The sequence below is a fragment of the Streptomyces sp. CNT360 genome (genome assembly GCF_000424785.1).
Genome location: NZ_AUKO01000028.1, coordinates 63,426 through 88,357 on the forward strand (window position 1 = coordinate 63,426; position 24,932 = coordinate 88,357).

The 24,932-nt window shown below is 73.6% G+C and carries 23 protein-coding genes and 1 pseudogene; 13 read left to right on the plus strand and 11 right to left on the minus strand.

Translation table 11 applies throughout. The features are described from left to right. Positions 1 to 57 precede the first annotated feature (57 nt). Complete coding sequence (locus tag H297_RS0121230) at positions 58 to 621, minus strand: TetR/AcrR family transcriptional regulator (protein WP_027738699.1); 564 nt, start codon at positions 619 to 621, stop codon at positions 58 to 60. Between the two features lie 89 nt (positions 622 to 710). Here H297_RS0121230 and H297_RS0121235 point away from each other — a divergent pair, with 89 nt between their 5' ends. From H297_RS0121235 to H297_RS37640, 4 genes and pseudogenes are all read left to right on the plus strand, one after another. Further along, positions 711 to 1,781 carry a saccharopine dehydrogenase NADP-binding domain-containing protein gene (locus tag H297_RS0121235; RefSeq protein ID WP_027738700.1) on the plus strand — a complete coding sequence of 357 codons (1,071 nt, stop codon included), beginning with the start codon at positions 711 to 713 and terminating at the stop codon, positions 1,779 to 1,781. Between the two features lie 69 nt (positions 1,782 to 1,850). Beyond that, positions 1,851 to 2,826: pseudogene (locus H297_RS37635) on the plus strand (IS481 family transposase); the annotation flags it as partial. A 465-nt stretch (positions 2,827 to 3,291) separates the two neighbouring features. Continuing rightward, on the plus strand, positions 3,292 to 5,472 hold the full coding sequence (locus H297_RS0121245; RefSeq protein WP_486589601.1) for an RNA degradosome polyphosphate kinase: 2,181 nt from the start codon (positions 3,292 to 3,294) through the stop codon (positions 5,470 to 5,472). Between the two features lie 154 nt (positions 5,473 to 5,626). Then, the gene (locus tag H297_RS37640; protein WP_051352052.1) at positions 5,627 to 6,718 is read left to right on the plus strand and encodes a CHAD domain-containing protein; all 1,092 of its coding nucleotides are present in this window, start codon (positions 5,627 to 5,629) and stop codon (positions 6,716 to 6,718) included. A 126-nt stretch (positions 6,719 to 6,844) separates the two neighbouring features. Here H297_RS37640 and H297_RS0121255 read toward each other — a convergent pair whose 3' ends face one another. Beyond that, positions 6,845 to 7,369: a CGNR zinc finger domain-containing protein gene (locus H297_RS0121255; protein WP_027738702.1), complete on the minus strand. Its 525-nt coding sequence runs from the start codon at positions 7,367 to 7,369 to the stop codon at positions 6,845 to 6,847. Between the two features lie 26 nt (positions 7,370 to 7,395). On the opposite strand from H297_RS0121255, the gene H297_RS0121260 reads away from it, so the two are divergent. Further along, positions 7,396 to 8,724: an MFS transporter gene (locus tag H297_RS0121260; RefSeq protein WP_037794974.1), complete on the plus strand. Its 1,329-nt coding sequence runs from the start codon at positions 7,396 to 7,398 to the stop codon at positions 8,722 to 8,724. Positions 8,725 to 8,818: 94 nt separating this feature from the next. Here H297_RS0121260 and H297_RS44450 read toward each other — a convergent pair whose 3' ends face one another. After that, complete coding sequence (locus H297_RS44450) at positions 8,819 to 8,944, minus strand: hypothetical protein (RefSeq protein ID WP_486589602.1); 126 nt, start codon at positions 8,942 to 8,944, stop codon at positions 8,819 to 8,821. Between the two features lie 519 nt (positions 8,945 to 9,463). Beyond that, positions 9,464 to 10,528: a WD40 repeat domain-containing protein gene (locus H297_RS42860; RefSeq protein ID WP_027738704.1), complete on the minus strand. Its 1,065-nt coding sequence runs from the start codon at positions 10,526 to 10,528 to the stop codon at positions 9,464 to 9,466. A gap of 748 nt (positions 10,529 to 11,276) precedes the next feature. On the opposite strand from H297_RS42860, the gene H297_RS37645 reads away from it, so the two are divergent. Next, positions 11,277 to 11,687 carry a resolvase gene (locus H297_RS37645; RefSeq protein ID WP_486589603.1) on the plus strand — a complete coding sequence of 137 codons (411 nt, stop codon included), beginning with the start codon at positions 11,277 to 11,279 and terminating at the stop codon, positions 11,685 to 11,687. A gap of 365 nt (positions 11,688 to 12,052) precedes the next feature. Here the strand turns inward: H297_RS37645 and H297_RS0121280 are convergent, their stop codons facing one another. After that, positions 12,053 to 12,901 (minus strand): hypothetical protein, encoded by an 849-nt coding sequence (locus H297_RS0121280; RefSeq protein WP_027738705.1) that lies wholly within the window; start codon positions 12,899 to 12,901, stop codon positions 12,053 to 12,055. Positions 12,902 to 13,071: 170 nt separating this feature from the next. On the opposite strand from H297_RS0121280, the gene mshA reads away from it, so the two are divergent. The 3 genes from mshA to H297_RS0121295 all read left to right on the plus strand — a co-directional run bounded on the left by mshA (position 13,072) and on the right by H297_RS0121295 (position 15,953). After that, on the plus strand, positions 13,072 to 14,454 hold the full coding sequence (mshA, locus tag H297_RS0121285; protein WP_027738706.1) for a D-inositol-3-phosphate glycosyltransferase: 1,383 nt from the start codon (positions 13,072 to 13,074) through the stop codon (positions 14,452 to 14,454). Then, the gene (locus H297_RS0121290; protein WP_027738707.1) at positions 14,447 to 14,956 is read left to right on the plus strand and encodes a type III secretion system chaperone family protein; all 510 of its coding nucleotides are present in this window, start codon (positions 14,447 to 14,449) and stop codon (positions 14,954 to 14,956) included. Before mshA ends, H297_RS0121290 begins: the two co-directional genes overlap by 8 nt. A gap of 319 nt (positions 14,957 to 15,275) precedes the next feature. Then, on the plus strand, positions 15,276 to 15,953 hold the full coding sequence (locus tag H297_RS0121295) for a DUF4232 domain-containing protein (protein WP_078514407.1): 678 nt from the start codon (positions 15,276 to 15,278) through the stop codon (positions 15,951 to 15,953). A 90-nt stretch (positions 15,954 to 16,043) separates the two neighbouring features. Here H297_RS0121295 and H297_RS0121300 read toward each other — a convergent pair whose 3' ends face one another. The 5 genes from H297_RS0121300 to H297_RS44455 all read right to left on the minus strand — a co-directional run bounded on the left by H297_RS0121300 (position 16,044) and on the right by H297_RS44455 (position 18,926). Then, positions 16,044 to 16,310, minus strand: a complete 267-nt coding sequence (locus H297_RS0121300) for a DUF4235 domain-containing protein (protein ID WP_027738709.1) — start codon at positions 16,308 to 16,310, stop codon at positions 16,044 to 16,046. Then, a complete protein-coding gene (locus H297_RS0121305) occupies positions 16,310 to 16,624 on the minus strand; it encodes a DUF3618 domain-containing protein (RefSeq protein WP_027738710.1) in 315 nt (104 codons plus the stop codon). The genes H297_RS0121300 and H297_RS0121305 overlap by 1 nt, the downstream gene beginning before the upstream one ends. After that, a complete protein-coding gene (locus tag H297_RS0121310; protein WP_027738711.1) occupies positions 16,621 to 17,130 on the minus strand; it encodes a phage holin family protein in 510 nt (169 codons plus the stop codon). The genes H297_RS0121305 and H297_RS0121310 overlap by 4 nt, the downstream gene beginning before the upstream one ends. Before the next feature lie 112 nt (positions 17,131 to 17,242). Next, positions 17,243 to 18,643: an MDR family MFS transporter gene (locus H297_RS37650; RefSeq protein WP_078514409.1), complete on the minus strand. Its 1,401-nt coding sequence runs from the start codon at positions 18,641 to 18,643 to the stop codon at positions 17,243 to 17,245. A gap of 151 nt (positions 18,644 to 18,794) precedes the next feature. Beyond that, positions 18,795 to 18,926, minus strand: a complete 132-nt coding sequence (locus tag H297_RS44455) for a hypothetical protein (protein WP_486589604.1) — start codon at positions 18,924 to 18,926, stop codon at positions 18,795 to 18,797. A gap of 316 nt (positions 18,927 to 19,242) precedes the next feature. Here H297_RS44455 and H297_RS37655 point away from each other — a divergent pair, with 316 nt between their 5' ends. The 3 genes from H297_RS37655 (at position 19,243) to H297_RS37660 (ending at position 23,368) form a co-directional block, all read left to right on the plus strand. Next, positions 19,243 to 20,319, plus strand: coding sequence for an alpha/beta fold hydrolase (locus H297_RS37655; RefSeq protein ID WP_051352053.1), 1,077 nt, complete (start codon positions 19,243 to 19,245; stop codon positions 20,317 to 20,319). 129 nt (positions 20,320 to 20,448) lie between these two features. Further along, positions 20,449 to 21,315, plus strand: a complete 867-nt coding sequence (locus H297_RS0121330) for a 3-hydroxybutyrate dehydrogenase (RefSeq protein WP_027738713.1) — start codon at positions 20,449 to 20,451, stop codon at positions 21,313 to 21,315. A gap of 10 nt (positions 21,316 to 21,325) precedes the next feature. Continuing rightward, positions 21,326 to 23,368 (plus strand): GAF domain-containing protein, encoded by a 2,043-nt coding sequence (locus tag H297_RS37660; RefSeq protein WP_078514411.1) that lies wholly within the window; start codon positions 21,326 to 21,328, stop codon positions 23,366 to 23,368. On the opposite strand, the gene H297_RS0121340 is transcribed toward H297_RS37660, so the two are convergent. Next, complete coding sequence (locus H297_RS0121340; protein WP_486589605.1) at positions 23,330 to 24,688, minus strand: MFS transporter; 1,359 nt, start codon at positions 24,686 to 24,688, stop codon at positions 23,330 to 23,332. The two genes, H297_RS37660 and H297_RS0121340, sit on opposite strands and share 39 nt — an antisense overlap. Here H297_RS0121340 and H297_RS44460 point away from each other — a divergent pair. Next, a complete protein-coding gene (locus H297_RS44460; protein WP_486589606.1) occupies positions 24,678 to 24,896 on the plus strand; it encodes a hypothetical protein in 219 nt (72 codons plus the stop codon). The genes H297_RS0121340 and H297_RS44460 overlap by 11 nt on opposite strands. Positions 24,897 to 24,932: the final 36 nt, after the last annotated feature.

Genomic DNA, 24,932 nt, shown 5'->3' on the forward strand with positions numbered 1-24,932 from the left:
CGTCGGCGATAGCCTGCGAGGACTCTGCGGACGTGGGGTGGCGCTGACCCCCTCGGTTCACGCGTCCCTGGCCAGCATCGCGTGAAGCGCGGCCTCGGCGGCGTCGAAGCACGCGGGGAAGGCACCATCGCCGCCGGTCCAGCGGGCGAACGCCTCCTCGGAGATGATCGAGGCCACCCGCGCGGCCAGGTGCGCCTCAGTGGGCCCGGTCCCGCGCCGTTCGAGGGCGTCCCGGATAGCGGCGGTGACGTCCGCCGACTTGCTGCGCTCGCGCTCCAGCAGCTCCGGGCTGGACTCGATGACGGCTCGGCGGCGCCCGGAGTCGGTGACCATGTCACTGACCGTCGTGCCGACCTCGCGCAGGGCCGACAGCGCCGCTGGCAGTGGTGCGAGCCCGGGGTCCGCGGCCTGGACGGCCTGGGACACGGCGGGGGGAAGCCGCTCGGAGCCAGCGAAGAGGATCTCCCGCTTGTCCGGGAAGTACCGGTGGAAGGTCCGCCGGGTCAGCCCCGCCCGCTCCGCGATCTGCGTCACTGTCACGGCGTCGTAGCCGTGCTCGCCGAACAGGTCCAGCGCCGCCTGCCGCAGGCGTTCCGGTGCTCCAGGGTCCCAACGCGCCATGACCTCATCCTACGCGTCGCGATGTCCCATTGTGTCATCGATGCTAAGGTAATGATGTCACAGTGAGACATCATGGAAGCGGGACGGCGATGACGCAGAGCGAGATCTGGATTCTGGGAGCCACCGGCCGGATCGGCCGGGCCGTGGCCGCGCGGATCGCGGCGGCCGGGACCGTCCCGGTGCTGGTTGGACGCGACGCCGACAGGCTGCGCAAGGCCGCCGCCGGCCTGGGGCTCGGCGCCGACTCGAAGATCGTCGTCGCGTCAGGTGCGGACGCGATCGCGGCCGAGATCACCCGGCAGCGGCCCACCGTGGTCGTGAACACCATCGGCGACTACGCCGAGACTGCCGTCCGGACAGCCCACGCCTGCCTGCCGGGCGGCCACTACCTTGACCAGGCCAACGACCTGACCGCCTTCCACCGCCTGCTCGAGCTGCACGACGAGGCCGCCGCCGCGGGCAGCACCCTGGTGACCGGCGCGGGATACGGCGTTCTCGGCACCGAAGCGGTCGTGGCCCGCCTCTGCGAAAACCGTCCCGTACCGAGCCAGGTCAGGGTGGACGCCTTCGCCTCGGCCGCCGTCGAGGAAGGAGCGATGGGCACCGCCCTCGCCACCAGCATCGTGGACGGCCTTGCGATGGGCGGCCGCCGCTACGAAGACGGCGAGCTGGTCAAGACCCGCCTTGGCGGGGAGGTTCAGTACGTCACCCTGCCCGACGGGGAGCGCGTGTCCGCGGTCTGCGTCCCCTCCGGTGAGCTCATCGCCGCCCAGCGGGTGAGTGGCGCCCCGTCGGTGTCGGCGACCTCCGGTCTCCTTCCCGCCGCGCGCGCCGTCCGGGCGGTACTGCCGCTGCTGTCCGCGCTCCTACGGATCCGCGCCGTGCGGACCTTCGCGATCGGCCGGATGGCCGGGATCAAGGCCAAGGCCGCCCCGCGTCCGCGCCCTCACACCTGGGGCCACGCCGTCGTCACCTGGCCCGACGGCACCGTCCGCGAGGGCTGGCTGCGGGCCGACGACGCCATGGACTTCACCTGCGCCGCCGCCGCGCAGACCGCACTCCAGCTCGCCGCGGGCAAGGGACGCCCCGGCGCCCACACCCCGGCCGCTGCCCTCGGCCCCGATCTCGCCGCCGCTGCCGGAGCCGAGTTCGTCGACTGACATCCGCACTGCCCCGAGTCCGGACGGGCCGGGGCCTCGGCCCTTGCTCACCACATCTACGAGGTCCCTGTGCCCCACCCCAACGCGCGGCTGACGATCCATGGCAGACGACTCCTTGTCGACCGCGTCCAGGCCGGAAGGCCCGTCGCCCACGTAGCCGACGAGATGGGCATCTCCCGAACCACCGCCCACAAGTGGGTACGTCGCTGGCGAACCGAAGGCGACGCCGGCCTGTACGACCGCCCAAGTCGGCCCCGGACCACCCCGCACCGAACCGCACCCGGTACCGAGGCCGCGATCTGCGCACTTCGGCGCGAACGCAAGCTCGGCCCCGCACGGATCGGCCCGGTTCTCGGCATACCGCCCTCGACAGTCCATCGCGTCCTCACCCGCCACGGCCTGAACCGCCTGCGCCGGCTGGACCGACCCACCGGCCAGGTCATCCGCCGCTACGAGCGATCACGTCCGGTGAACTGATCATGTCGACATCAAGAAGCTCGGCAAGACTCCCCATGGCGGCGGACACCGCATCATGCCCCGCCAGAAGGCCACCGCCAATCGCCAGTCCACGACCACTGAGCGCAGGGGCGGTAGCCCAGTGATCGGCTACAGCTTCGTTCACACCGCAGTCGACGACCACTCCCGACTCGCCTACAGCGAGGTCCTGACCGACGAGCGCAAGGAGACCGCCGCCTCCTTTCGGCAGCGGGCCAACACCTTCTTCGCCGGCCACGGCATCACGGTCGAACGCGTCCTCACGGACGACGGATCCTGCTACCGGTCTCGTCTCTTTGCCCAGACACTGAGTGCCTCCGGCATCACCCATAAGCGCACTCGGCCCTATCGCCCGCAGACGAACGGCAAGGTGGAGCGCCTGAATCGGACCCTGCTCGACGAATGGGCGTACGTGCGCCGGTACTCCAGCAACGCGGAACGCACCGAAGCCCTGGCAGACTTCCTCCACACCTACAACTACCACCGGTGCCACACCGCGCTCGGCGGCCAGCCACCCATCAGCCGCGTCAACAACGCTGCGGGTCAATACACCTGGTCCGGACCTTGCTCTCAGTCCGATGCGACGGACCTCGAAAAGTTCACGGACAGCGATGAGGCTTTCGGCACAACTGACGTCCTGACCCGCGCGAAAGCCACCGGACGGTCCGGGGTGCCCAACCCCCAGGGCGTTCCCACGAAGTAAACGGGCTGAAGCTCTTGCGGAAGGGAGCTCCCAGGGGTGGGGGTCCCCCGGACGGAGTCTGGGGGAGGAGCCGCCCCAACGCCCGTCCGGCGAGGACAAAGGGGTCTGGGGCGAAGCCCCAGGAATGAGAGGTCACAGGGGCTGGGGCCCCAGCCATGGGAGAGGGGGATCACCGGGGCGGAGCCCAAGGCATCGGGGGGTTGCCGGCGGGACCCCGCGGGTCCATGAGGGCGTAACCATTGGTTCAGACTCTCTTGCGAAGCTCGCGCAATGGCCGCCCCCTCCCTCACAGAGAGCATCGACAATGACGGTATGACCCAGCAACCGCACCGTTCAGACCTGGGCCTGGACCCCGACCTCGACTCGGACGTCGACCTGTACGAGGCGGACCGCGACCACCCCGCCGAGACAGCCCCCGACCTGCCCTGCGACCGCTTCCTGGACCGCGAACAAAGCTGGCTGGCCTTCAACGAGCGCGTGCTCGAACTCGCGGAGGACCCCCGCACCCCGCTGCTCGAACGTGCGAACTTCCTGGCGATCTTCGCCGGCAATCTGGACGAGTTCTTCATGGTGCGGGTCGCCGGGCTCAAGCGGCGGATCGCGACGGGGGTGGCCACGCGGAGCGCCTCCGGTCTCCAGCCGCGCGAGGTGCTGGAGGGCATCTGGCGCCGCTCCCGGGAGCTGATGGCCCGGCACGCTGCCTGCTATCAGCAGGACATCGCTCCGGCCCTCGCGCTGGAGGGCCTGTTCCTGCTGCGGTGGCCGGAGTTGACGGAGAAGGAGCAGGCGCGGCTGTTCAGCCTGTTCCGGCAGCGGATCTACCCGGTGCTGACCCCGCTGGCGGTGGACCCGGCCCACCCGTTCCCGTACATCTCGGGGCTGTCCCTCAACCTGGCGGTGGTGGTCCGCAACCCGGTGAGCGGGCACACCCACTTCGCCCGGGTGAAGGTGCCGCCGCTGCTGCCGCGCTTCCTGGAGGCGTCCCCGTACCGGTACGTGCCGTTGGAGGACGTGATCGCGGCGCATCTGGAGGAGCTGTTCCCGGGGATGGAGGTGCTGGGGCACCACATGTTCCGGGTGACCCGGAACGAGGATCTGGAGGTCGAGGAGGACGACGCGGAGAACCTCCTTCAGGCGCTGGAGAAGGAACTGATGCGGCGCCGTTTCGGCCCGCCGGTGCGGCTGGAGGTCGAGGCGTCCATCGACCCGTACGTGCTGGACCTGCTGGTGCGGGAGTTGAAGGTCTCGGAGGCGGAGGTCCATCCGCTGCCGGGCCCGCTGGATCTGACGGGGCTGTCGGGGATCGCCTCGGCGCTGGAGCGGCCGGAGCTGAAGTACCCGAAGTTCGTCGCGGGGACGCACCGCCACCTGGCGGAGGTCGAGTCGGCGTCGGCGCCGGACATCTTCGCGGCGCTGCGCGAGCGGGACGTGCTGCTGCACCATCCGTACGACTCGTTCTCCACCTCGGTGCAGGCGTTCCTGGAGCAGGCGGCGGCCGACCCGGACGTGCTGGCCATCAAGCAGACGCTGTACCGCACCTCGGGCGACTCGCCGATCGTGGACGCGCTGATCGACGCGGCGGAGTCCGGCAAGCAGGTGCTCGTCCTGGTGGAGATCAAGGCCCGCTTCGACGAGCAGGCCAACATCAAGTGGGCGCGGAAGCTGGAGGAGTCCGGCTGCCATGTGGTGCACGGGCTGGTGGGGCTCAAGACGCACTGCAAGCTGTCGCTGGTGGTGCGGCAGGAGGGCGAGACGCTGCGCCGGTACGCACACGTGGGGACGGGCAACTACCACCCCAAGACGGCGCGGCTGTACGAGGACCTGGGGCTGCTGACGGCCGACCAGCAGGTGGGTGCCGACCTGTCGGACCTGTTCAACCGGCTGTCGGGTTACTCGCGGCGGGAGACCTACCGGCGGCTGCTGGTCGCCCCGCACTCGGTGCGGGACGGGCTGGTGTCGCGGATCCAGCGGGAGGTCACCCACCACCGGGCGGGCCGTGAGGCGTACGTGCGGATCAAGGTCAACTCGATCGTGGACGAGGCGGTGTGCGACGCGCTGTACCGGGCGTCGGCGGCGGGTGTCCCGGTGGACGTGTGGGTGCGCGGCATCTGTGCGCTGCGGCCCGGTGTGCCGGGGCTGAGCGAGAACATCCGGGTGCGCAGTGTGCTGGGCCGGTTCCTGGAGCACTCCCGTGTCTTCTGCTTCGGGGGTGGAGGGGAGAGCGAGGTGTGGCTGGGCAGCGCCGACATGATGCACCGCAATCTGGACCGGCGGGTCGAGGCGCTGGTGCGGGTCACCGATCCCGCGCACCGTGCCGCCCTCAACCGTCTGCTGGAGACGGGTACGGCGGACTCGTCGGCCTCCTGGTGGCTGGGCCCGGACGGGGAGTGGACGCGGCACGCCCGGGACGGGGCCGGAGCGCCGCTGCCGAACGTGCAGGAAGTGCTGATCGAGGCGCGCCGCCGCAGACGCGGCCCGACGGCGGCGACGTGACCGCGGGGCGGGGTGCGCCCGGCGTACGGCCGCAGGTGCCGGGGCGGTCGGGGTGGCGCGGTCGCGTACGGGGCCGCGCGCAGGTCGGGGCGCGGTGGCGGGCGCGGGGCGTCGTGCGCTGCGGGGACGGGGCGAAGGGCGAGAAGGGGACGTGATGGTCGGACAGCGCCGGGACGCGGTCGTCGAGCCCGGAGGCCCCGGATGTGAGGTGCCACGCGGAGCGGACCCGGCCACCGGCAGCGTCGCCGAGGTGCTCGGCGGCTATCTGCACGGGCGGGCCACGGAGTTCCTGCGCGGACTGCGGGGACTGGGCGGTCACCCGCGGGGCACGGGCACCCCAAGCGGTCCCGGCGCAGCCGCGGGGCGGGTGCCTGTGGACACCGGGCGGTCGGCCGTGGACACCGTACGGGCGGCAGCCCGCCGCCTGGGCGGTGTGCTGTTCACCTACCGTCCGCTGGTCGAGCCGGTCTGGGCCGACGAGCTGCGTACCGAGCTGAGCTGGCTGGCCGGCACCCTGGGGCGCGAACACGTGTACGCCGCGAAGCTGGAGAAGCTGCTGGCCGCGCTGCACCGGCTGGCCGGTGACGGGGCGGCCCGGGAGAGGGGCGACCTCCCGGTGGGAGCGGCCCGCGCGGCCGCGCTGCTGGACCGCCGCCTCACCCTCGCCCGTACCCGCGCCCACTCGGAGGCGCTCCACGCGCTGGGCTCGGCCCGGTTCCACGCGGTGGCGGACGCGGTGGCCCTGCTGGCGTCGGAGGCACCCCTGCGCGCCGGTGCGCAGCAGGCGGGGCGTCCGGCCGGGGCCGTCCTGGGGCCGCTGGCCGAGCAGGCGGGCCGGCACCTCGCGGAGGCCGCCGCGGTGCTGCCGCTGTCCCACGCGGGGGCGCCGTACAACGCGGACGGGCTGTCCCGTTCGCTGGCCGGGGAGGCCCGCCAGGACGCCGCCTGGGACCAGGTGCGGGTGCTGCTGCGGCGGCACCGGTACGCCGTGGAGGTGCTGGGCGGCAGCGCCGCGCCGCAGCCGTGGCTGCGTCCCGCGGGGGACGCGCTGGAGCGGCACCGGCAGGCGGCCGCGGCTGCCGCCGAGGCCGCGGCGGCAGCCGCCACCCCCCGGATCGCTCCGGCCACCGCCTACGCCCTCGGCGTCCTCCACGCCGACCAGCGGCACGAGGTGGAGGCCGCCCGGTTCGCCTTCGGCCGCCACTGGCGGCCCCCGTCGCCGGGGTTGCGGGGCGTGCACGGCTGACCGGGGCAGCGCGGCCCCTCCTGTCCCGAGCCTGTCCCGAGCCTGTCCCGACGGCCGGGCGGGGCGGCGCCGGGGGATGCGGTCGCGCGGCAGCCCCGCGGGGCGGCGGCTGCTCGGTCAGGTGGGTCAGGTGGCTGCCGTACGGGTGCGGTGGCGGCGTACCGCATCGCGGTTGGCGCACCGTGGTGAGCAGTAGCGCCGCCGTCCGGTGCGTGAGGTGTCGGCGAAGGCCCTCTCGCACTCGGTCACCCGGCAGCGCCGGAGCCGGTGCATGCCGCGGCCCGCCAGGTGCAGCGCGGTCCCGACCGCGAACAGGGTGAAGAGTGCCGTGCCGAGGGGCTGTCGGGCGTCCCGGTAGTGCAGGTGCCAGGCGGTGCCGTCGTGCGTGGTCAGCCGGGGGTAGGCGGCGGCATCGGCCAGCATCCGGTTGACCAGTGCGGCGCGCTCGGCCTCCCCGGTGGCGTCGACGGCCTTCTCCCAGGCGTCGAGGGCGGCATGGGCACCGTCGAGGTCTGCGGCCGTGACGGGGCACTCCAGCACGATTCCGGCGGCGCGGCAGCGGTCCGCCAACTCCGCCGCACCGGTAGGGCGCTGGTTGGCCAGGTCCGCGGCCAGGTGCACCGCCTCTTCGCCGTAAGGGTTGAGCTGCACAAGGCCATTACAGCAGGGTGCCGGGCATGGCACAACATGCCGCCGGAGTCACCGGCGTCCAGGCCCGCGATCCGTGGCGCTACCGCTGGGTGGTGCTGGGCGTCGCCACCTTCACCCAGGCGTCGTCGGGCTTCTTCGTGGGAGGTATCGGTGCGCTCGGTGTCCACCTGCGGCACGCGTTGGGTCTGAGCGCGGCCCAGCTCGGACTGCTCGTCTCGGCGGCCCAGTTCGCGCCGCTGGCCGGGCTGTTGGTGGCCGGCGTCCTGTTGGACCGGTACGGCGAGCGCTGGGTGGTGGGGGCCGGGGCCACGCTGGTCGGGGTGGCCCTGTGCACGGGAAGCCTGGCACCCGGCTACGGGGCGCTGCTGGTCGCCCTGCTGGTGGTCGGCGCGGGGTACAGCACCGTTCAGCCAGGCGGCAGCATGTCGGTGGCCTCCTGGTTCCGCGCATCGCAGCGCGGCGTCGCGATGGGGATCAGGCAGGCCGGGCTGCCGCTGGGGGCGGCGCTCGCCTCCGCCGTACTCCCGCTCGTCGCCTCGCACTTCGGCTGGCGGGCCACACTGGTGACGGGCGGCTTGTCGGCGCTGCTGGGCGCCGGACTCTTCCTGGCCTGCTGTCGGCGGCCACCTGTTGCGCCGGCGTCCGGGACCGGCGGGTCCGCGTCCGGGACCGGCGGGTCCGCGTCCGAAGCCGGTGCGTCCGGGGCCCGGTCCAGCGCGTCCGTGGCCGCGGGCGCGCAGCCGCCGGTTCCGCTCGGAGCACAGCTCCGCGCCCGGTGGGCCATGCTGCGCGAACCGACCGCGGTGCGGATCATGCTGTCGGGAGCCGCCCTGATCTCGGTGCAGAGCGGCGTGGGCATCCTCACGGTGCTGCACCTGAACCAGACGGCGTCGGTCCCCGCGGGGCGGGCGGCCCTGGTCCTGACGGCGTCCCAGGGAGCGGGTGTGGCCGGCCGGGTCTGCCTCGCGGCGTGGAGCGACCGCAGCAGATCCGGGCGCTACCTCGTCGTGCTGGTCTGCATGGTCGCCGTGCTCGCCGGGCTGACCGTGCTCATGACTCCGGCGGGGCGGTCACCGGTCGTCGCCGGGGCCGTCTTCGTCTGGCTCGGCTTCTTCGGCTTCGGCTGGTACGGCCCGTGGGTCGCCTACGTCACCGAAACGGCCCCGCAGGACAGGACCGGCTTCGCCTTGGGGCTGGCCATGTCGGGGAACCAGATCGCCATCGTCGCGATGCCCCCCGTGCTCGGTCTGCTGGCCGACGCCACGGGGAGCTTCACCCTGTCCTGGGCACTGCTGTCCGCACTGACCCTTACGGCCCTGGCCGCGACAGCCCGCCCCCGACGACAACTCCGCTGACGCGGCGAGGAGCTGACGCAGCAAGGGGCCCGGGGACTCGGCGCCCCACACACCCCACGGGCCGCCCCCTCCCCTCCCGGCGGCCCGTGGTTTCTCACGCGGCCCTGAGCTCCTGCGCGTCGGGGGAGCCACGCCGCACGACCAGCAGGGCGACGCCCGCCGCCGCCAGGGGCAGCGTCGGCGCCGCGGCACCGCAGAGGGGGAGTGCGGCCCACGGCACGGTGCGGTGCGGACGATCTCGGGCACCGTGACGGTCCTGCTGTCGGCGTGGGTCAATCCGTCCTGGCAGCCGTCGGCCGCGGTGCACGTCGGTCCCGACATCGTGCCCGTGCCGGTCCGGCCCTGTGCGGTGCCCACAGCGAGGGAGAGGAGGACGGTGGGCACGGCCGGCGCCGGCGTCCGCCACGGCCCCGCCCGGACGAGCCCTCGGGGAGTATCCGAACGGGAATCAGCGGTAGCGGGGCGATCTCGGTTCCGGTTCGGTGACGTGCCCGTTTTACCTGGCCAGGGGTCCCTACGGTCCTCGACATGCCAGGCTCGGCAAGGCCGAGGAACCCAAGCTCATGGTGCCGTTCCGCAAGCTGGTCAACGGCATGCTGAACTTCCTCGGCCGCTGCGCCTTCACCCGACCATCCGCGCCACGCGCCCGTACAGTGGAACCGTTAGCTCAGTTCACGTCGCGCAGCAGCGTTTCGACAGCAGTTCGGGAGGCAGCGCCCGGGAACCACCGGGCACGACGTCAGCTCCGTTCGAGGTCCCACACGAGTACCCGGCCGTCCTGCCCCGCCGTGATGGCGACCGTGCGACCGTCCAGATCCGCGATGCGGACGCCGACGACCTCACTGCCGTGGTGTTCGTCGAACGGCCCATGGGCGAGGCGGCGCTCCGCCAGCGACCACACGCACACCCGACCGTCCCCCGAACCGGTCACCGCGATCGGACGGCCGCCCACGACGCCAACATCCATGCAGGAGATGGAGTTCTCCGCCTCGTCGTCCTCTTCGTCCTCGTCGTTCTCTTCGTCGAACTCGATCGAATCCTCGTCGATCGGCACTCCCCACTCCCATGCCCCGGTGTCGGGATCCCCAAGGATCACCCGGTTTCCGCCAGCCGCCACCACCCGGGTGCGGCCGTCCACCGTCGCCAAACCGATGTCCGCCACGGGTATGGGACAGGGGACCTCTCTGCTGACGCTCTGGGCGTCGACGTCCCACACGACCACAGTGTCGTCGTAGGAGCCGAAGATCACGACCGGGCGGCCGTGCAACATGCCGGCCGCGATCCCGGTGACGTCGTCCCGGTCTCCATAGAGCACGGCTGGTTCGACGTCCGTGGCACCGGTGGTGTCTCTGCGTGCCGCATCCCACATGTATGTACGGTCGCTACAGCTGATGAAGAACGGTTGCCCGTTCAACCACACCGTCGCCACTTTCCCCGTACCGCCGTGGTTGAGGCGCGCGTGCACGCGGACAGCTCCGCTGGCCAGATCCCACTGCGCGAAGGACTCTCGGTACTCGGCCCCACCGACCACGAGCCGACCGTCCACGACGGCGGCGCAGACTCTGGTGAACAGCGAGGCGTCCTTGTCATCGTCGGTCGGGAGGTGCCCGACCCTCGCGTGGAAGTCGTCGGGACGGTACGGCATGTCCAGCCGGTACTGCGTCCATCGGTCCTCGGACGGCTCCCAGGTGTACGCCCACGGCTCGACGGCGCAGACGACGAGGAGACGACCGTCGACGGTGACAAGGTCGAGGTCCCAGAGGCGCCCGGAGGGGAGCTGGCTGGAGAGAGCAAGTGCAGTCATGCGCCCGAAGTGTAGGGCCGAGGTCTGACAGCCCCCCCCAACTGAGGCCGCCTGACCGCAGCGTGGCACCTCTACCGCATGGCAACAGCCTCGATTGTCAGCAGCCACGCCTCGTCGGCCCGGAGTCGCAACCTGGACTCCAGGGAACAACTGCCCGAAGGACCGTTCTTCGACGCTGTTCCCGACGCGGGTTGCCGACACTTCCCACCTGAGAGGGTTTGTGATCGCGGCCCCGAGTGGTGGCAGACGAACGAATGACGACAGGTGCGGCGGCGAGGGTCCGATGAACCCGGACCTTTCGAGGTTCGTCGGCGGCGCGGATCCCATGAGATCCGATGGCGGCTGATGACAGGGTTTGCTGACAGCCAGGGTCGAATGCGACCACCACAGCGGGGAGCGGCATGGCCGACCTGGTCCACAAGCGGGTGTCGACCGACCAGTAGTCGACCGACCGTCAAAACCTCCCGGACGAGGCAGGGAACGAGGACCTGGTCGACTTCGAGGGACAGGCCGGCACCTGCAGCTGCCTCCACCCGCTGAAGCGTCCGAAGCTCGGCGAACTGCTCACCCACGCCCGGCCGGGCGACACCGTGCACATCTCCGAGATGTTCCGCCTCGTGCGCGGCACCGGGCACATCCTCGACGCGCTCGACGTCCTCAACCGCGCCCACCTCGTCCCTGCGCATCCAGGACGGCGCGTTCTCCGCCATGGACCTCACCCCCCCCGCACACCGGCGAGACCGACACCGTGCGCACCGCATACCCGGAGGGCCGCTTCATCGCCGCCCTGGCCCGCGACCACGCTGTCAGCCGCGGCGCTGTCCGCACCGCCGTCGCCGACCTCCTGCCCGAGCACGCGGCAGCCGACCCGGACGCCCCGGCTCTGGAGCTGCCGATCATCCCCGACATGCCGGGCAAGGTCGCCGACCTCCTCCGCGCTGCCGACCTGGAGCCCGCCGAGCGCGCTGCGCTCGACCAGGGCGTCACCGTACGGCGCGGCCAGGGCTGCACCCTCCGCGTCAGCACCACACCCGCCGTCCACCGCACTCTTCTCGACCGCTGCCAGCCGCTCGACAACGCAGCAGCGATCCCGGTACAGCGCGAGGCCCGCCGCGAGTACGCGAACCGCATCAGCAACCTCGGCACAGACGGACCGTGATCCAGGTCAGCAGCTACCGCTGATTTCCGTTCGGATACTCCCCGAGGGGGACGAGCACCCTCCGGGGGAAAGAGGCGCGCGGCCGGTCCGCGGGGCGGAGCACGGGCGGTGGGGGCGAGCAGGCGAGCGAAGGGACCCGGGGCCGTGGCGCGGAGAGCCCGCCGGAGTGGCGATCAGAGACCCGGGCCCGAGGGGTGGGTCGGATGCAGCGCCCTGCGCCCGAGAGGTGGGTCGGATACAGCGGCGCGGGCCCGACGGGCGGGTCGTCTCCAGAGCTTCGGGCCCTGACGGGCGTCGGATGCAGCGCCCCGGGTCCCAGGGGCGGGCCGGATGCAGCGTCCCGGGTCCCGGGAGGTGGGTCGGGTTCAGCGGGTTGCTCCCTCGGTGCCCCGAGGGGCGAGGGCGTTCCAGCGGACGGTGACCTCGCCCTGGCGCCAGCGGCGGGGCCCGTCGGTGAGCGGCCAGTCGGCGGCCAGGGTGTGGGCGGCGCGGATCCAGCGCTGCCGGGCGCTGAGGGCGCCGTAGGGCGCCGCGGTCGCCCAGGCGCGGTCGAAGTCGCGCAGGAACGCGTGCACCGGCTCGCCGGGCACGTTCCGGTGGATGAGCGCCTTGGGCAGGCGTTCGGCCAGGTCGGAGGGGGCGGCCAGGGCGGCGAGGCGGGCGGCGAAGGTGACGGTGCGGGGGCCCTCGGGGCCGAGCGCGACCCAGACGTGGCGGCGGCCGATCTCGTCGCAGGTGCCCTCCACCAGCAGCCCGTCCGGGGCCAGCCGGGCACACAGCTTCTCCCAGGCGGGGCGGACCTCCGCCTCCGCGTACTGGCGCAGCACGTTCGCGGCGCGGATCAGCGCCAGGCCGCGGCTCCCGCCGCCGGTGACCCCGCCCACGGGCAGCTCGAAGCCGCCGCGGACGAAAGCCAGGCCCGCGCGCTCGTACGGGCGGGCGGCCGCGACCCGTTCCGGGGAGATCTCGACGCCGTACACCTGGACGTCCCCGCGCACCGACCGCAGCCGCTCCAGCAGTTCGACGGCGGTCCACGGCGCGGCCCCGTACCCCAGGTCGACGGCGGTGGGGTGGGGGAGGGCGCGGCGCAGCGCCGGGCCGTGCGTGGCGGTGATCCAGCGGTCCATCCGGCGCAGCCGGTTCGGGTTCGTCGTCCCCCGGGTCACGGTGCCGACCGGGCGGGACGGCGCGGACGTGCGGGGACGCGGGGGCATCCCCTGAGCATACGAGGCAGCTCCGCGGGCACCCCTCGGTCACGATTGGGCAAAGTGGGAAGAAGAGGCAACCTTTCCGCTGTTCCCGTCTCGGGTCCGCGACACCCGGCTCGGCCACCCCCGTCCGGTCCCGGTCCGTACCGCCCGCATCGTCAGGAGGCATCGGCACCGTGAGCCACTACGTGTCCCGGCTCGGTCAGTGGCGCGGCAGCTCCCCGACCAGGGGGCCTCAGCCCCGGGGGCTCCCGTCCAAGGGCCCGCTCCGCCGGCTCCCGGTGCCCCGCCGGGTCCGCCGGGTGGCGATGTTCAGCGTCCACACCTCGCCCCTGCACCAGCCGGGCACCGGGGACGCGGGCGGCATGAACGTCTACATCGTCGAGCTGGCCCGGCAGCTCGCCGTGCAGGGCATCGAGGTGGAGATCTTCACCCGCGCCACCACCGGCGCCCTGGAACCCGTGGTGGAGCTGACGCCGGGTGTGCTGGTCCGGCACATCGACGCCGGCCCCTACGAGGGGCTGTCCAAGGAGGAGCTGCCCGCCCAGCTGTGCGCCTTCACGCACGGCGTGATGCAGGTGTGGGCGGGGCACCGGCCCGGCTACTACGACCTGGTCCACTCGCACTACTGGCTCTCCGGGCACGTCGGCTGGCTGGCCGCGCAGCGCTGGGGCGTCCCGCTGGTGCACGCCATGCACACCATGGCCAAGGTCAAGAACGCCGCGCTGGCCGAGGGCGACACCCCGGAGCCGGCGGCCCGCGTCATCGGGGAGACGCAGATCGTGCGGGCCGCCGACCGGCTGATCGCCAACACCGAGGAGGAGGCGGGTGAGTTGATGCGGCACTACGACGCCCCCGCCGAGCGGACGGCCGTCGTCCACCCCGGCGTCAACCTCGACCGCTTCCGGCCCGGGACGGACCGTGCCGCCGCCCGCGCCCGGCTCGGGCTGCCCCCCGACGCGTTCGTGCCCCTCTTCGCCGGCCGCATACAGCCCCTCAAGGCCCCCGACGTGCTGTTGCGCGCCGCCGCTCTGCTGGTGGACGAGGACCCGTCGCTGCGCGGCCGCATGGTGGTGCCCGTGGTCGGCGGGCCCAGCGGCAGCGGTCTGGCCAAGCCCGAGGAGCTGCAGAAGCTGGCGGCCCGGCTCGGCATCGCCGACCTGGTGCTCTTCCGCCCGCCGGTCGGCCAGGAACAGCTCGCCGACTGGTACCGGGCCGCGTCGGTGCTGGTGATGCCCTCCTACAACGAGTCCTTCGGCCTGGTCGCCGCCGAGGCCCAGGCCTGCGGCACCCCGGTGGTGGCCGCCGCCGTGGGCGGGCTGCCCGTCGTCGTCCGGGACGGCACCAGCGGCTACCTCGTCGACGGTCACGAGCCCGCCGGGTACGCGCAGGCGCTGCGCCGTTTCCTGGACGATCCCGCGCTGGTGGACCGGCTCGGTGGCGCCGCGGCGGCCCATGCGCAGGGCTTCGGCTGGGGTGCCGCCGCCGAGGCCACCGCACAGGTCTATACCGCTGCATTGCAGGAACGGCGCCGTCGCCTACGATCGCCTCATGGGTGACGTGGACCTGACGGCCGCCGCGAGGGCGGCCATCGAGCAGACGCTGGTGGACGCCGAGCTGGAGTGGGAGCAGCCGGCCGAGGGCACGTACGTCGTCACGCTCCCGGGCACCCGCAAGCTCCAGACCACCTGTTCGCTGGCCGTCGGCGCCCACTCCCTGTCGGTGAACGCCTTCGTCGTGCGCAACCCCGACGAGAACCACGCCGCCGTCCATCGCTGGCTCCTGGAGCGCAACACCAGGCTGTACGGCGTCGGTTACGCCGTCGACCAGCACGGCGACATCTACCTGGCGGGCCGCCTCCCGCTGGCCGCCGTCACTCCGGAGGAGGTCGACCGGCTGCTGGGCAGCGTCCTGGAGAACGCCGACGGCTCCTTCAACACGCTCCTGGAGATGGGTTTCGCCACCGCCATCAAGAAGGAGTACGCCTGGCGCACCTCGCGGGGCGAGTCCACCCGCAACCTGGAGGCGTTCCGGCACCTCACCGAGGGGAAGAGAGCCTGACGGGGCGGTCGCCTGCGGCGGAAGGCGAGGGCCCGCCGTGAACTTTTCCGCCGGGCCGGCCATCGGACTGTGGGTACGGCACGAGAGCAGCTCGGGGCCGTTGGCTCGGCAGTCCGCGCGCGAGGTACGTTCACCGAGGAACCAGCAGGGAGTGACGGCAGTGAGGGAACGACAGCAGCACGGGGCGCGGGCCACCGGGCGGCCACAGGAGTGCGGAGCTGCCGCACCCGGGCCAGGCCCCGCGGGTCCCGCAGGGCCTGTGGGGAGGCGGTGTGCGGGCAGGGGCATACGTCTCGGGTCTGCCGTCGCGGTGGGGCTCATGGCGACGCTGCTGACCGGGTGCGGCGAGCAGGACGGAGGCGACTCCGGGCCGAAGAAGGTGAACGGCGAGGCCGCCCCCGCACCAGGTGACTCCCCCAGGAAGTCCGCGGGAGGAAAGACCGCCTCCCCCTCGGACTCGGCGAAGTCCGGCGGCGGGAAGGGCGACAAGGGCAGCGGCGGCGACGCGGGCGGCTCCTCGGGCAGCGGCGGCGGCTCGGGATCGACCGGCGGGGGCGGTTCCGACGGGGGGTCGGGTTCCTCCGGCGGTGGCGGTGGTGGCGGCGGGGGCGCCTGCAAGACCTCCCAGCTCGGCTTCCGCACCACCCACGGCATGGGCGAGGGCACCCTCATCGTGGACATGAAGAACAACGGCTCCGCGTCCTGCACCCTCAACGGCTTCCCCGGCGCCGACCTCCAGGGCGAGGGCGGCTCCCTCAGCGCCGCACGCAGCAACCTCGCGCCGTCCCCCGTCGACGTTCCCCCCGGTCAGGAGACCCGCTTCTCCCTGCACTATCCGCCGAACGACACCGGTGGCACCGGTGCGACCATGACCAGCCTGGTGGTCACCCCGCCCGGCGAGACCCAGTCGCGGACCCTGCCGGTCAGCATCAACCTCCCGGTCACCGACAGCGCCACCGGCCAGATCAAGGTCGACCCCGTCGGCTCCGGCAAGTGATCCCGAGGCCCGCGGCCGCGAAGGGCCGGGGCCTCGGGATCACCGACGTGCGGCAGCCGTGAAGGGGAAGCTCTCTACCGTGGGCAGCCGTCAGCCGGGCCAGGTGCCGGTCAGCTTGCGCACCGTGGTGGCACCGCCGCGGTCCACGGCCGCCTTGACCGCGGCGAAGATGGCGCCCTGCAAAGTGGCGGCGAGGATGATCTCCCGCAAGGCACGGTCCTCGTCCTTGGCGTCGGGCGCGTCCTCCTCGTGACCGGTGAACTTCCACACCTGTTTGAACAGCGTCCCGGCCAGCGCACCGCCGGCGGCGCCCAGCACCATGCCCACGGGCTTGTAGGCGAGCTTTGCCCCGTTCATCAGTGCCTCCTGCTGCGCACGGCGAGGAGGACGGCGGCGAGCACCACCACGCCGGCGGCGAGCGGCAGCCCGGGGCCGGCCTGCTTCGTCCCGCCGACCGCGCCGCGGGCCTTCGCCCGCACCGTGTGGGCGGTGTCGGTCGCCTGGCTTCTCAGGTGCGCGGCCTTCTGCCGTGCCTGGGCGCGCACGTCCGCGCGGGCCGCCAGGGCTTCGACGGTCTCGCCGAGCTCCTTGCGCGTCTCCTCGACCTGGGCCCGCAGTTCGTCGGGGGTCGGTGCGGCACCGTGGCCGGTGCCGTGGGAGTGGCCTGTCATCGGTGCGACCTTTCCTTGATCTCGGCCACGTCGGCCTTCACGCTGTCGACGGCGCGTTCGGGTGTGGCGGGCGTGGCCTTGCTGATCTGCTGCTTGCCGACGACGGCGAGCACGCCTGCGACGGCCAGCAGCACGCCGGTCACCACGAGCGCGGCCAGCCACAGCGGCCAGACGAGGTCGAGGGCGACGATGCCGGTGGCGGCAGCGGCCAGCAGGGCGACGAAGCCGAAGACGGCCGCCCCGCCGAACATGCCGCCGCCGAGACCGAAGCGCTTGCCCTTCTGCTGCATCTCCGCCTGCGCGAGGCGGAGCTCCTGACGGGCGAGCACCGAGACCTGCTCCGACGCCTGTTTGACCAGCTCACCGACCGACTCGTCGGCGGCCCTCTTCCGGTGGCCGTCGACCTGGCCGGCCGGATGGCCGTCCGGGTGCGCGTCGGGCCGGACATCCTCCCGGAGGTCCTGGCGCAGGTCCTGCTCGGTCGGGGGCTTCACGGTCGTACTCATGGGTCATATCCGCCTTTCGCAGCTCGGCCGGGTGCGAGCGGCGCCCAGCGCGGGCATCACCATCCCCCGGCGTACCCGGGTGAGGCGGGTGTATGCGAGGGCAGGTGCCTGCCTATGCGAGGGGAGCGGGGTCTGCCCCGCCCGCGGGGGCGACGGCCTGATCCGGACCGTTCTCCCGCGCCGGGCTCTCCTGCCGCCCCGTGCCCTCCTCCCGCGCCGGGCTCTCTTCCCGTACGGGCTCGTCGGCGGACAGGCGTCGGAGGAGGAGGGCGTAGCCGGCGGCGGCGAGGGTGCCGAGAGCGGCGCAGGTGACCCACAGGGTGGTGGAGCCGAAGCGGTCGATGACGGTGCCGCCGAGGAGCGGGGCACCGAGTGCGGCGGCGGACCAGGAGAGGGTGTACATGCCCTGGTACCGGCCGCGGCCGTGCACGGGGGAGAGGCGGACCACGAGCCCCATCTGGGTGGGCGCGTTGATCATTTCGCCGATCGTCCAGACGGCGACGGCCACCGCGTAGAAGGCGGCGGACCCGGCCAACGCGTTGAGTCCGAACCCGTAGCCGGTCAGCAGCGCGGAGACGATCAGCAGCCGCGCGGGGTCGCGGTCCTGGATGAAGCGGGTGAGGGGGAGCTGGAGCAGGACGATGAGGACGCCGTTGAGGGCGATGACGGTGCCGAAGTCGCTGCTGGTGAAGCCCTGTTCGCCCATGGAGATGGGGAGGGAGACGAACGCCTGCTGGATGACGGTGGCCAGGATCAGGTTGAGGGCGACCACGACCATGAAGCGCCTGTCCCGCAGGACGGTCCCCATGGAGACCGCCGCGACCCGGGCGGGGTCGGCGGACCCGGCGGGCGCGTCCGGGGTGCGGGGCCGGGACTCGGGCAGCTTGAGGAAGACGACGACGGCGGTGGCCAGCACCATCGCGGCCTCGCCGAAGAACAGCAGGTGGTAGCTGTACCGGGCGATGAGCCCGGCGCCGGTGGAGGAGACGGCGAAGCCGAGGTTGATCGCCCAGTAGTTGAGGGAGAAGGCCCGTACGCGGTCCTCGGGGCGGACGACGTCGGCCATCATCGCCTGGACGGCGGGGCGCGAGGCGTTGGAGGCGAGGCCGACGAGACCGGCGACGGCCGCGATCGCCACCGGGTGCGTCACCAGCCCGAGGGCGGCGACGGAGGCTGCGGTCGCGAGCTGCGCGGCCAGCATCGTCGGCCGCCGCCCCAGCCGGTCGGTGAGCACGCCTGCGCCGACGGAGGCGACGACGCCGCCGAGCCCGTAGAGCGCGCCGACCAGCCCCGCGTAGGACGCCGAGTAGCCGCGCTCGGTGGTGAGGTAGAGGGCGAGGAAGGTGGCGACGAAGGCGCCGAGCCGGTTGACGAGCGTACTGGTCCACAGCCACCAGAACTGGCGGGGCAGCCCGCCGATGCTCTCGGCGACGGCTCGTCCGACACCGCGGCGTCCCGCCCGCGCCGCCCGCCCTGCTCCCGGGTCCGCGCCCGTACCCGCGCCTGCGCCCATGACCGCTCCCCTGGGAAACCTGCCCGCCGGCAGCTCGATGGTGAGGGGGGTGTGCACGTGCCCCCGAACGGCGTGCCCCGTAAGGTTCACGACCCTTGGACGCAAATTTCCCACGCGGCGTGTGCGGTCGCCAGCGAATTGACGTGACCCGTCAATCGGTGCGGGCGCCCGGCGCCGGCCCCCGGTCCCCGGTGATGTGCGCCGTCGAGCAGACCGTGTCCAGGAAGTACGCGCCGGCCCGCCCGCAGCCCTCCCGGGGCTTCACCGGCGTGCCGCGGCCCATGCCGTCCACCGTGCAGCCGCCGTGCCGGTACCCGGGGCGGTGAGGGAGGCGAGCGCGGTTCACGGGAGCGCCGCGCCGCGCAGGGATACGCGCGGGGGTCCTTCCGGATGGGGCGGAGGTCGTGTGCGGAACGCTTCCGTACCGTAGGGTCGGCCCGCCGGGCACCGAACGTGCCTGTCTGCCACCGGAGTCGGGCCGCACGTGTGCGGCGGACACATCGTCGGCTGCGCCGGCGTCCCGGGCGTCCCGGCACCGTCGCGAGGGCGCGGCAGCCCGCACCGGGCCCGGCACCGGGCACAGCGCACAGGAGGACCGCGTGAGCATCCGTACGGCCACCACCCGTACCGTCCCCGCGCCCGGCGGCGGCGCCCTCGCCGTCACCTACTGGCCCGCACAGACGGGATCGGCAGCGGGGGACTGGGAGGGCGCGCCCGCCCAGGCCCCGGACGCCCCGGCGTTGATCGCTCTGCACGGCATCACCGCGAACGGGCGCGCCTTCGACGCCGTGGCCGACGCGCTCGGCGAAACCCTCCCTGGCGCCTCGCTGTACGCCCCCGACCTGCGCGGACGTGCCGCGAGTGCGGCGCTGCCCGGCCCGTACGGGCTGCGGGCGCACGTCGCCGACGTCCTCGCTCTGCTGGACCACTTGGGGCAGGACCGCGCGGTGCTGATCGGGCACTCCATGGGCGGCTTCGTCGCCGCACTGGCCGCCGCCCGCCGTCCGGACCGCGTCGCCGGAACGGTGCTGGTCGACGGCGGGCTGCCCTTCCCCGGCTCGCTCGCCGCAGACGGAGACGGTGGCGACCACGGCCAGGGGGACGGCCACGTTCACGGGCCCGCCGGCGACACGGCCGGCACCGACGCACCGGCGGCCGGCACCGACGCACAAGCAGCCCGTATCGACGCGCAGTTGGAGGCGGTCATCGGCCCGGCCATGCGGCGGCTGTCGATGACCTTCCCCGACCGCGACAGCTACGCCGACTTCTTCCGGCAGCACCCCGCCGTCGGGCCGCTGTGGAACGCGGACGTGCGCGCCTGCTTCGACCGCGACCTGGTCGGCACCGAGCCCGAACTGCGCAGCAGCTGCGTCCTGGACGCCGTACGCGAGGACGGCCGGGGCGTGCTCGTCGAGCCGTCGCTGCGCACCGCGCTGCGGGAACCCGGGCCGCCCGCCGCCTTCCTGTGGGCCGAACGCGGCATGCTGGACGAGCCGCGAGGGCTGTACGACGCCGGGCACCTGGCCACCTGCGGGCTGCACCCGGAACGGGTCGCCGTGGGGCGGGTCGAGGGCGTCAACCACTACTCGATCGTGATGTCCGACGAGGGCGCGCGTGCCGTGGCCCGGGCGACCGCCGAGGTGACCCGGCGCGCGGGCGGGACCCGACCGGCCTGACCCCTCCCAGCTCCCCTGCGCCCCCTGAGCCCGTGCGGCGAGGAGGGTGCCCGCCGCACGCCGTCGGCCCGCGAAGTATGTGCGCGCTCCACATCCGGGCGGTCGGGGGCCGCACCTAGGCTGGCGGCCATGACGCCACACCGCGAACCCTCCCAGGGAGCCGGCTCCGCCGCGTCGGCCCCTCGTCCCGCGTCCCCGTCCGTCTCCCTCGACCTGACCGGCCGCACCGCGCTGGTCACCGGCGCGGCCAGCGGCATCGGCCGGGCCTGCGCGCTGCGGCTCGTGGCGGCGGGCGCCCGTCTGCGGGCGGTGGACCGCGACCCGGAGGGGCTGGCAGCGCTGGCCGAGGAGGCCGGGGAGGCGGCCCGCGGGGCAGGGGCCGGGCAGGCGTCGGTGGACGTGCACACCCTCGATCTGACGGACCCGGCCGGGCTGGACGGCGCCGAGGAGGCCGCCGCAGGCACCGACGTGCTCGTCAACGCGGCCGGCACCCAACTCGTGAAGCCCGTCGAGGAGTTCCCGCCCGAGGCGTTCCGCACGATGCTCACCCTCATGCTGGAGGCGCCGTTCCGCACCACGCGTGGCGCGCTGCCCCGGATGTACGCGCAGGGGTGGGGCCGGATCGTGCACATCTCCTCCGTGCACGGGCTGCGGGCCTCCCCCTACAAGGCGGCGTACGTGGCGGCCAAGCACGGTCTGGAGGGGCTGTCGAAGACGACGGCGCTGGAGGGTGCCGGGCACGGGGTGACCTCCAACTGCGTCAACCCGGCCTATGTGCGCACGCCACTGGTGGAGCGGCAGATCGCCGACCAGGCGCAGGCACACGGCATTCCGCCCGAGCGGGTCGTCACCGACGTCATGCTCGCCGACTCGGCGCTCAAGCGGCTGCTGGAGGTGGAGGAGGTCGCCGAGGCGGTCGCCTACCTGTGCACGCCCGCCGCCTCCTTCGTCACGGGCGCCGCCCTGCCCCTCGACGGCGCCTGGACAGCGCACTGACCCTGTGCCCATGCACCACGCCGAGAGCCCCCACGGTCCTGACAGCCCCCTCGCCGGGGGAGCAGCGCCCGGCACCGGCGGGGGCCCGGACCCCTGCCTCGGCTACCTCGAACTGCTGTCGCGGGGCGCCCCGGCCGAGGCGTACGACGCCCCCGCGGCGCACGCCCCGCCCGGCGCTTCGGAAGCGAGCGGACCCACCGCCGCCCGCGGCAAGCACCTGGCGCTGCGCATCCGCGCCGAGCTGGAGGGCCGACGGCGGCGCGAGGCCGAACTGACCGCGCTGTTCGACACGGTGCACGACCTGGCCGGGCTCCGCGACGTGGACGACGTGCTCCAGGCGATCGTGCAGCGCGCCCGCCGTCTGCTGTCCACCGAGGTCGCCTACATGACGCTCACCGACCCCGAGCGCGGTGACACCTACATGCGGGTCACCGAGGGCTCGGTGTCGGCCCGCTTCCAGCAACTGCGGCTCGGCATGGGCGAGGGGCTGGGCGGCCTGGTGGCACAGACGGCCCGCCCGTACGCCACCCAGGACTACCCGCGCGACGCCCGCTTCCGGCACACCCACCCCATCGACAGCGGCGTCGGCGAGGAGGGCCTGGTCGCGATCCTGGGGGTGCCGCTGCTGCTGGGCGGGCGCGAGGTGATCGGCGTGCTGTACGCCGCCGACCGGCGCGAACGCGTCTTCGAGCCCGAACAGATCGCGCTGCTCCGCTCGTTCGCCGCGCACGCCGCCGTCGCCCTGGACAACACGCGGCTGCTGACCGAGACCACCCAGGCGCTGGCCGGGCTCCGCGACGTCAACGCGACCATCCGCCGCGCCTCCGACGTCCACGACCGCCTCACCGAACTGGTGCTGCGCGGCGGCGGCGTGCCCGACGTGACCCGCGCCCTGGCCGAGGTGCTCGGCGGCCGGGTGGCCTTCACCGAACGCGGGGAGGCGCCCGGGTGGGAAGCCGCCGTCGAACGCTCCCGCCGCGACGGCCACGCCGTACGCCAGGACGACACCTGGGTGGCCGCCGTCACCGCGGGCGGCGAACCGCTGGGCGCCCTGCTGCTGCACGGCCACCCCGAGCTCGCCCCGGTGGACAAGCGCACCCTGGAGCGGGCCGCGATGGTCACCTCGCTGCTCCAGCTCGCCCGCCGCTCCGCCGGTGAGGCCGAGCAACGGGTCCGCGGAGAGCTGCTGGACGACCTGCTGGACGCCGCCCACCGCGACCCCCACCTGCTGCGGGACCGCGCCGCACGGCTCGGCGCCGACCTGGACACCCCGCACACCGTGCTCGCCGCCCGCCTGGAGACGCCGCCGGACCAGCAGGAGTCGGTTTCGCGGGAGCCCACCACCGAGGACGGCTCGCGCGGGATCGCCCCCCTCGACACCGCCCGCACCGCCGGGGCGGGCCCCGACGAGGGGGACCGGCAGCGCCTCTGGTCGGCCGCCAGCCACCTCGCCGCCACCCGGCACGGGCTGGCCGCCACCCGTGACGGCGGCCTCGTGCTGCTGCTCCCGCTGACGGCACCGCAGGGCGCGCAGGCGGAGGCGGTCTCCGGGGCGGCCCGGCAGGTCGCCGCCGAACTGGGCCGGGCCGTCGGCGGGCCGGTCACCGTCGGCGCCTCCGCCCCCGTACCGTCCCCCGCGCACCGTCCGGAGGCCGTCGCCGCCGCCTGGTCCCAGGCGCGGCGCTGCCGGGACGCGCTCAGCCTGCTCGGCCGGGCCGGCGACGGGGCCGCCCCCGGCGACCTGGGCTTCCTCGGGCTGCTGCTGACGGACGCGCGGGACGTGGCGGGCTTCGTACGCCGCACCCTGGGGCCCGTGCTCGACTACGACGAGCGGCGCGGCACCGGGCTGGTGGCCACCATGGACGCGTACTTCTCCTGCGGCATGAGCCCGGTCCACGCCAAGGACGTCCTGCACGTCCACGTCAATACCGTCGCCCAGCGGCTGGAGCGCGTGGCCCACCTGCTGGGCGGCGACTGGCAGGCGCCGCACCGCGTACTGGAGGTCCAGCTCGCCCTACGGCTCCACCGTCTGGCGGGAGCCCTCGGCGGCTGACTGCGGCGGTACCGCGTCCTGCGGACCGGGCGTGCCCGCGGCGCCGGACTGCTCGGCGCCCACCTCCGCCAGGTCCCGGTGGCGGGTCTCCGTCGCGCACGCGAGGGCGACGATCGTCAGCAGCGCCGCCACGATCACGTAGCACGAGACCATGGCCGGGCCGTCGAACTCCGCCAGCAGCGCCGTGGCGATCATCGGGGCGGGCGCCCCCGCGGCCACCGACGAGAACTGCGCCCCGATCGAGGCGCCCGAGTACCGCATCCGGGTCGCGAACAGCTCGGAGAAGAACGCCGCCTGGGGCGCGTACATCGCCCCGTGCAGCACCAGGCCCACCGTCACCGCGAGCACGATCCAGCCGAAGTCCCCGGTGTCCAGCAGCGCGAAGAAGGGGAAGATCCACGCGCCGACGCCCAGGGCGCCCAGCAGGTAGACGGGCCTCCGCCCCACCCGGTCGGACAGGGCGCCCCACAGCGGGATGACGCAGAAGTGCACGGCGGAGGCGACCAGCACGGCGTTCAGGCCCGTCTGCTGGGACAGGTCGAGATGGTCGGTGACGTAGACGAGGATGAAGGCGGTCAGCACGTAGAAGCTGATGTTCTCCGCCATGCGGGCGCCCATCGCGACCAGGACGTCACGCCAGTGGTGCCGCAGCACGGCGAGCAGCGGCAGCTCCTCCTTCTCGCCGCCCGCCTGCGCCGTGCGGGCCTCGGCACGGGCCCTGGCCTCTCGGAAGAGGGGCGACTCGTCCACCGCGAGCCGCACCCACAGCCCGATCACCACCAGCACCCCGGACAGCAGGAACGGCACCCGCCATCCCCAGCTCTCGAACGCGCCGTCGGTCAGCAGCGCGGTCAGCGCCGCCAGCACCCCGGTCGCCAGTAGCTGGCCGGCCGGCGCACCCGTCTGCGGCCACGACGCCCAGAAGCCGCGCCGCCGGGCGTCCCCGTGCTCGGACACCAGCAGTACCGCGCCGCCCCACTCGCCGCCCAGCGCGAAGCCCTGCACCAGCCGCAGCGTCGTCAACAGCACCGGCGCGAACGAGCCGACCGTGGCGTGGGTGGGCAGCAGCCCGATGGCGAACGTCGCGCCGCCCATCATCAGCAGGCTGACGACCAGCAGCTTCTTCCGGCCGATCCGGTCCCCGTAGTGGCCGAAGACGAGCGCCCCGATCGGGCGGGCCGCGAAACCGACCGCGTAGGTCAGGAACGACAGCAGGGTGCCGACCAGCGGGTCGGAGTCGGGGAAGAAGAGCTTGTTGAAGACCAGCGCGGCAGCCGAACCGTAGAGGAAGAAGTCGTACCACTCGATCGTGGTCCCCACCAGGCCGGCCGCGACGATCCGCCGCAGCGAACGGGCGGAGGGCCGGGACGAGGGCGAAGGCGGACGGGACCCGGGGGTCCCCGAGGAACTGGGGGAACTGGAGGAACTGGGGGAACTGGAGGAAGGGGCAGCCATGCAGCCGCACCGTAGGGAAACCGCCCACCGGCCCCCATGTGGCGGCACCCCACACTTCGCCGCCCGCCGGTGAGGCCCGCCCCCACCCTCGGCGGCGGCCCCACCCTCG

Excerpts from the sequence above, each read along its gene's own strand:
- H297_RS37660 (WP_078514411.1), top strand. The coding sequence starts at position 21,326 with ATGCACCACGCCGAGAGCCCCCACGGTCCTGACAGCCCCCTCGCCGGG.
- H297_RS0121290 (WP_027738707.1), top strand. The coding sequence starts at position 14,447 with ATGGGTGACGTGGACCTGACGGCCGCCGCGAGGGCGGCCATCGAGCAG.
- H297_RS0121295 (WP_078514407.1), top strand. The coding sequence starts at position 15,276 with ATGGCGACGCTGCTGACCGGGTGCGGCGAGCAGGACGGAGGCGACTCC.
- H297_RS0121235 (WP_027738700.1), top strand. The coding sequence starts at position 711 with ATGACGCAGAGCGAGATCTGGATTCTGGGAGCCACCGGCCGGATCGGC.
- H297_RS0121300 (WP_027738709.1), bottom strand. The coding sequence starts at position 16,310 with ATGAACGGGGCAAAGCTCGCCTACAAGCCCGTGGGCATGGTGCTGGGC.
- H297_RS44455 (WP_486589604.1), bottom strand. The coding sequence starts at position 18,926 with ATGGGCCGCGGCACGCCGGTGAAGCCCCGGGAGGGCTGCGGGCGGGCC.
- H297_RS0121245 (WP_486589601.1), top strand. The coding sequence starts at position 3,292 with ATGACCCAGCAACCGCACCGTTCAGACCTGGGCCTGGACCCCGACCTC.
- H297_RS0121260 (WP_037794974.1), top strand. The coding sequence starts at position 7,396 with ATGGCACAACATGCCGCCGGAGTCACCGGCGTCCAGGCCCGCGATCCG.
- H297_RS37650 (WP_078514409.1), bottom strand. The coding sequence starts at position 18,643 with ATGGGCGCAGGCGCGGGTACGGGCGCGGACCCGGGAGCAGGGCGGGCG.
- H297_RS42860 (WP_027738704.1), bottom strand. The coding sequence starts at position 10,528 with ATGACTGCACTTGCTCTCTCCAGCCAGCTCCCCTCCGGGCGCCTCTGG.
- H297_RS0121310 (WP_027738711.1), bottom strand. The coding sequence starts at position 17,130 with ATGAGTACGACCGTGAAGCCCCCGACCGAGCAGGACCTGCGCCAGGAC.
- H297_RS0121330 (WP_027738713.1), top strand. The coding sequence starts at position 20,449 with ATGACGCCACACCGCGAACCCTCCCAGGGAGCCGGCTCCGCCGCGTCG.
- H297_RS0121280 (WP_027738705.1), bottom strand. The coding sequence starts at position 12,901 with ATGCCCCCGCGTCCCCGCACGTCCGCGCCGTCCCGCCCGGTCGGCACC.
- H297_RS0121305 (WP_027738710.1), bottom strand. The coding sequence starts at position 16,624 with ATGACAGGCCACTCCCACGGCACCGGCCACGGTGCCGCACCGACCCCC.
- H297_RS37640 (WP_051352052.1), top strand. The coding sequence starts at position 5,627 with ATGGTCGGACAGCGCCGGGACGCGGTCGTCGAGCCCGGAGGCCCCGGA.
- H297_RS0121230 (WP_027738699.1), bottom strand. The coding sequence starts at position 621 with ATGGCGCGTTGGGACCCTGGAGCACCGGAACGCCTGCGGCAGGCGGCG.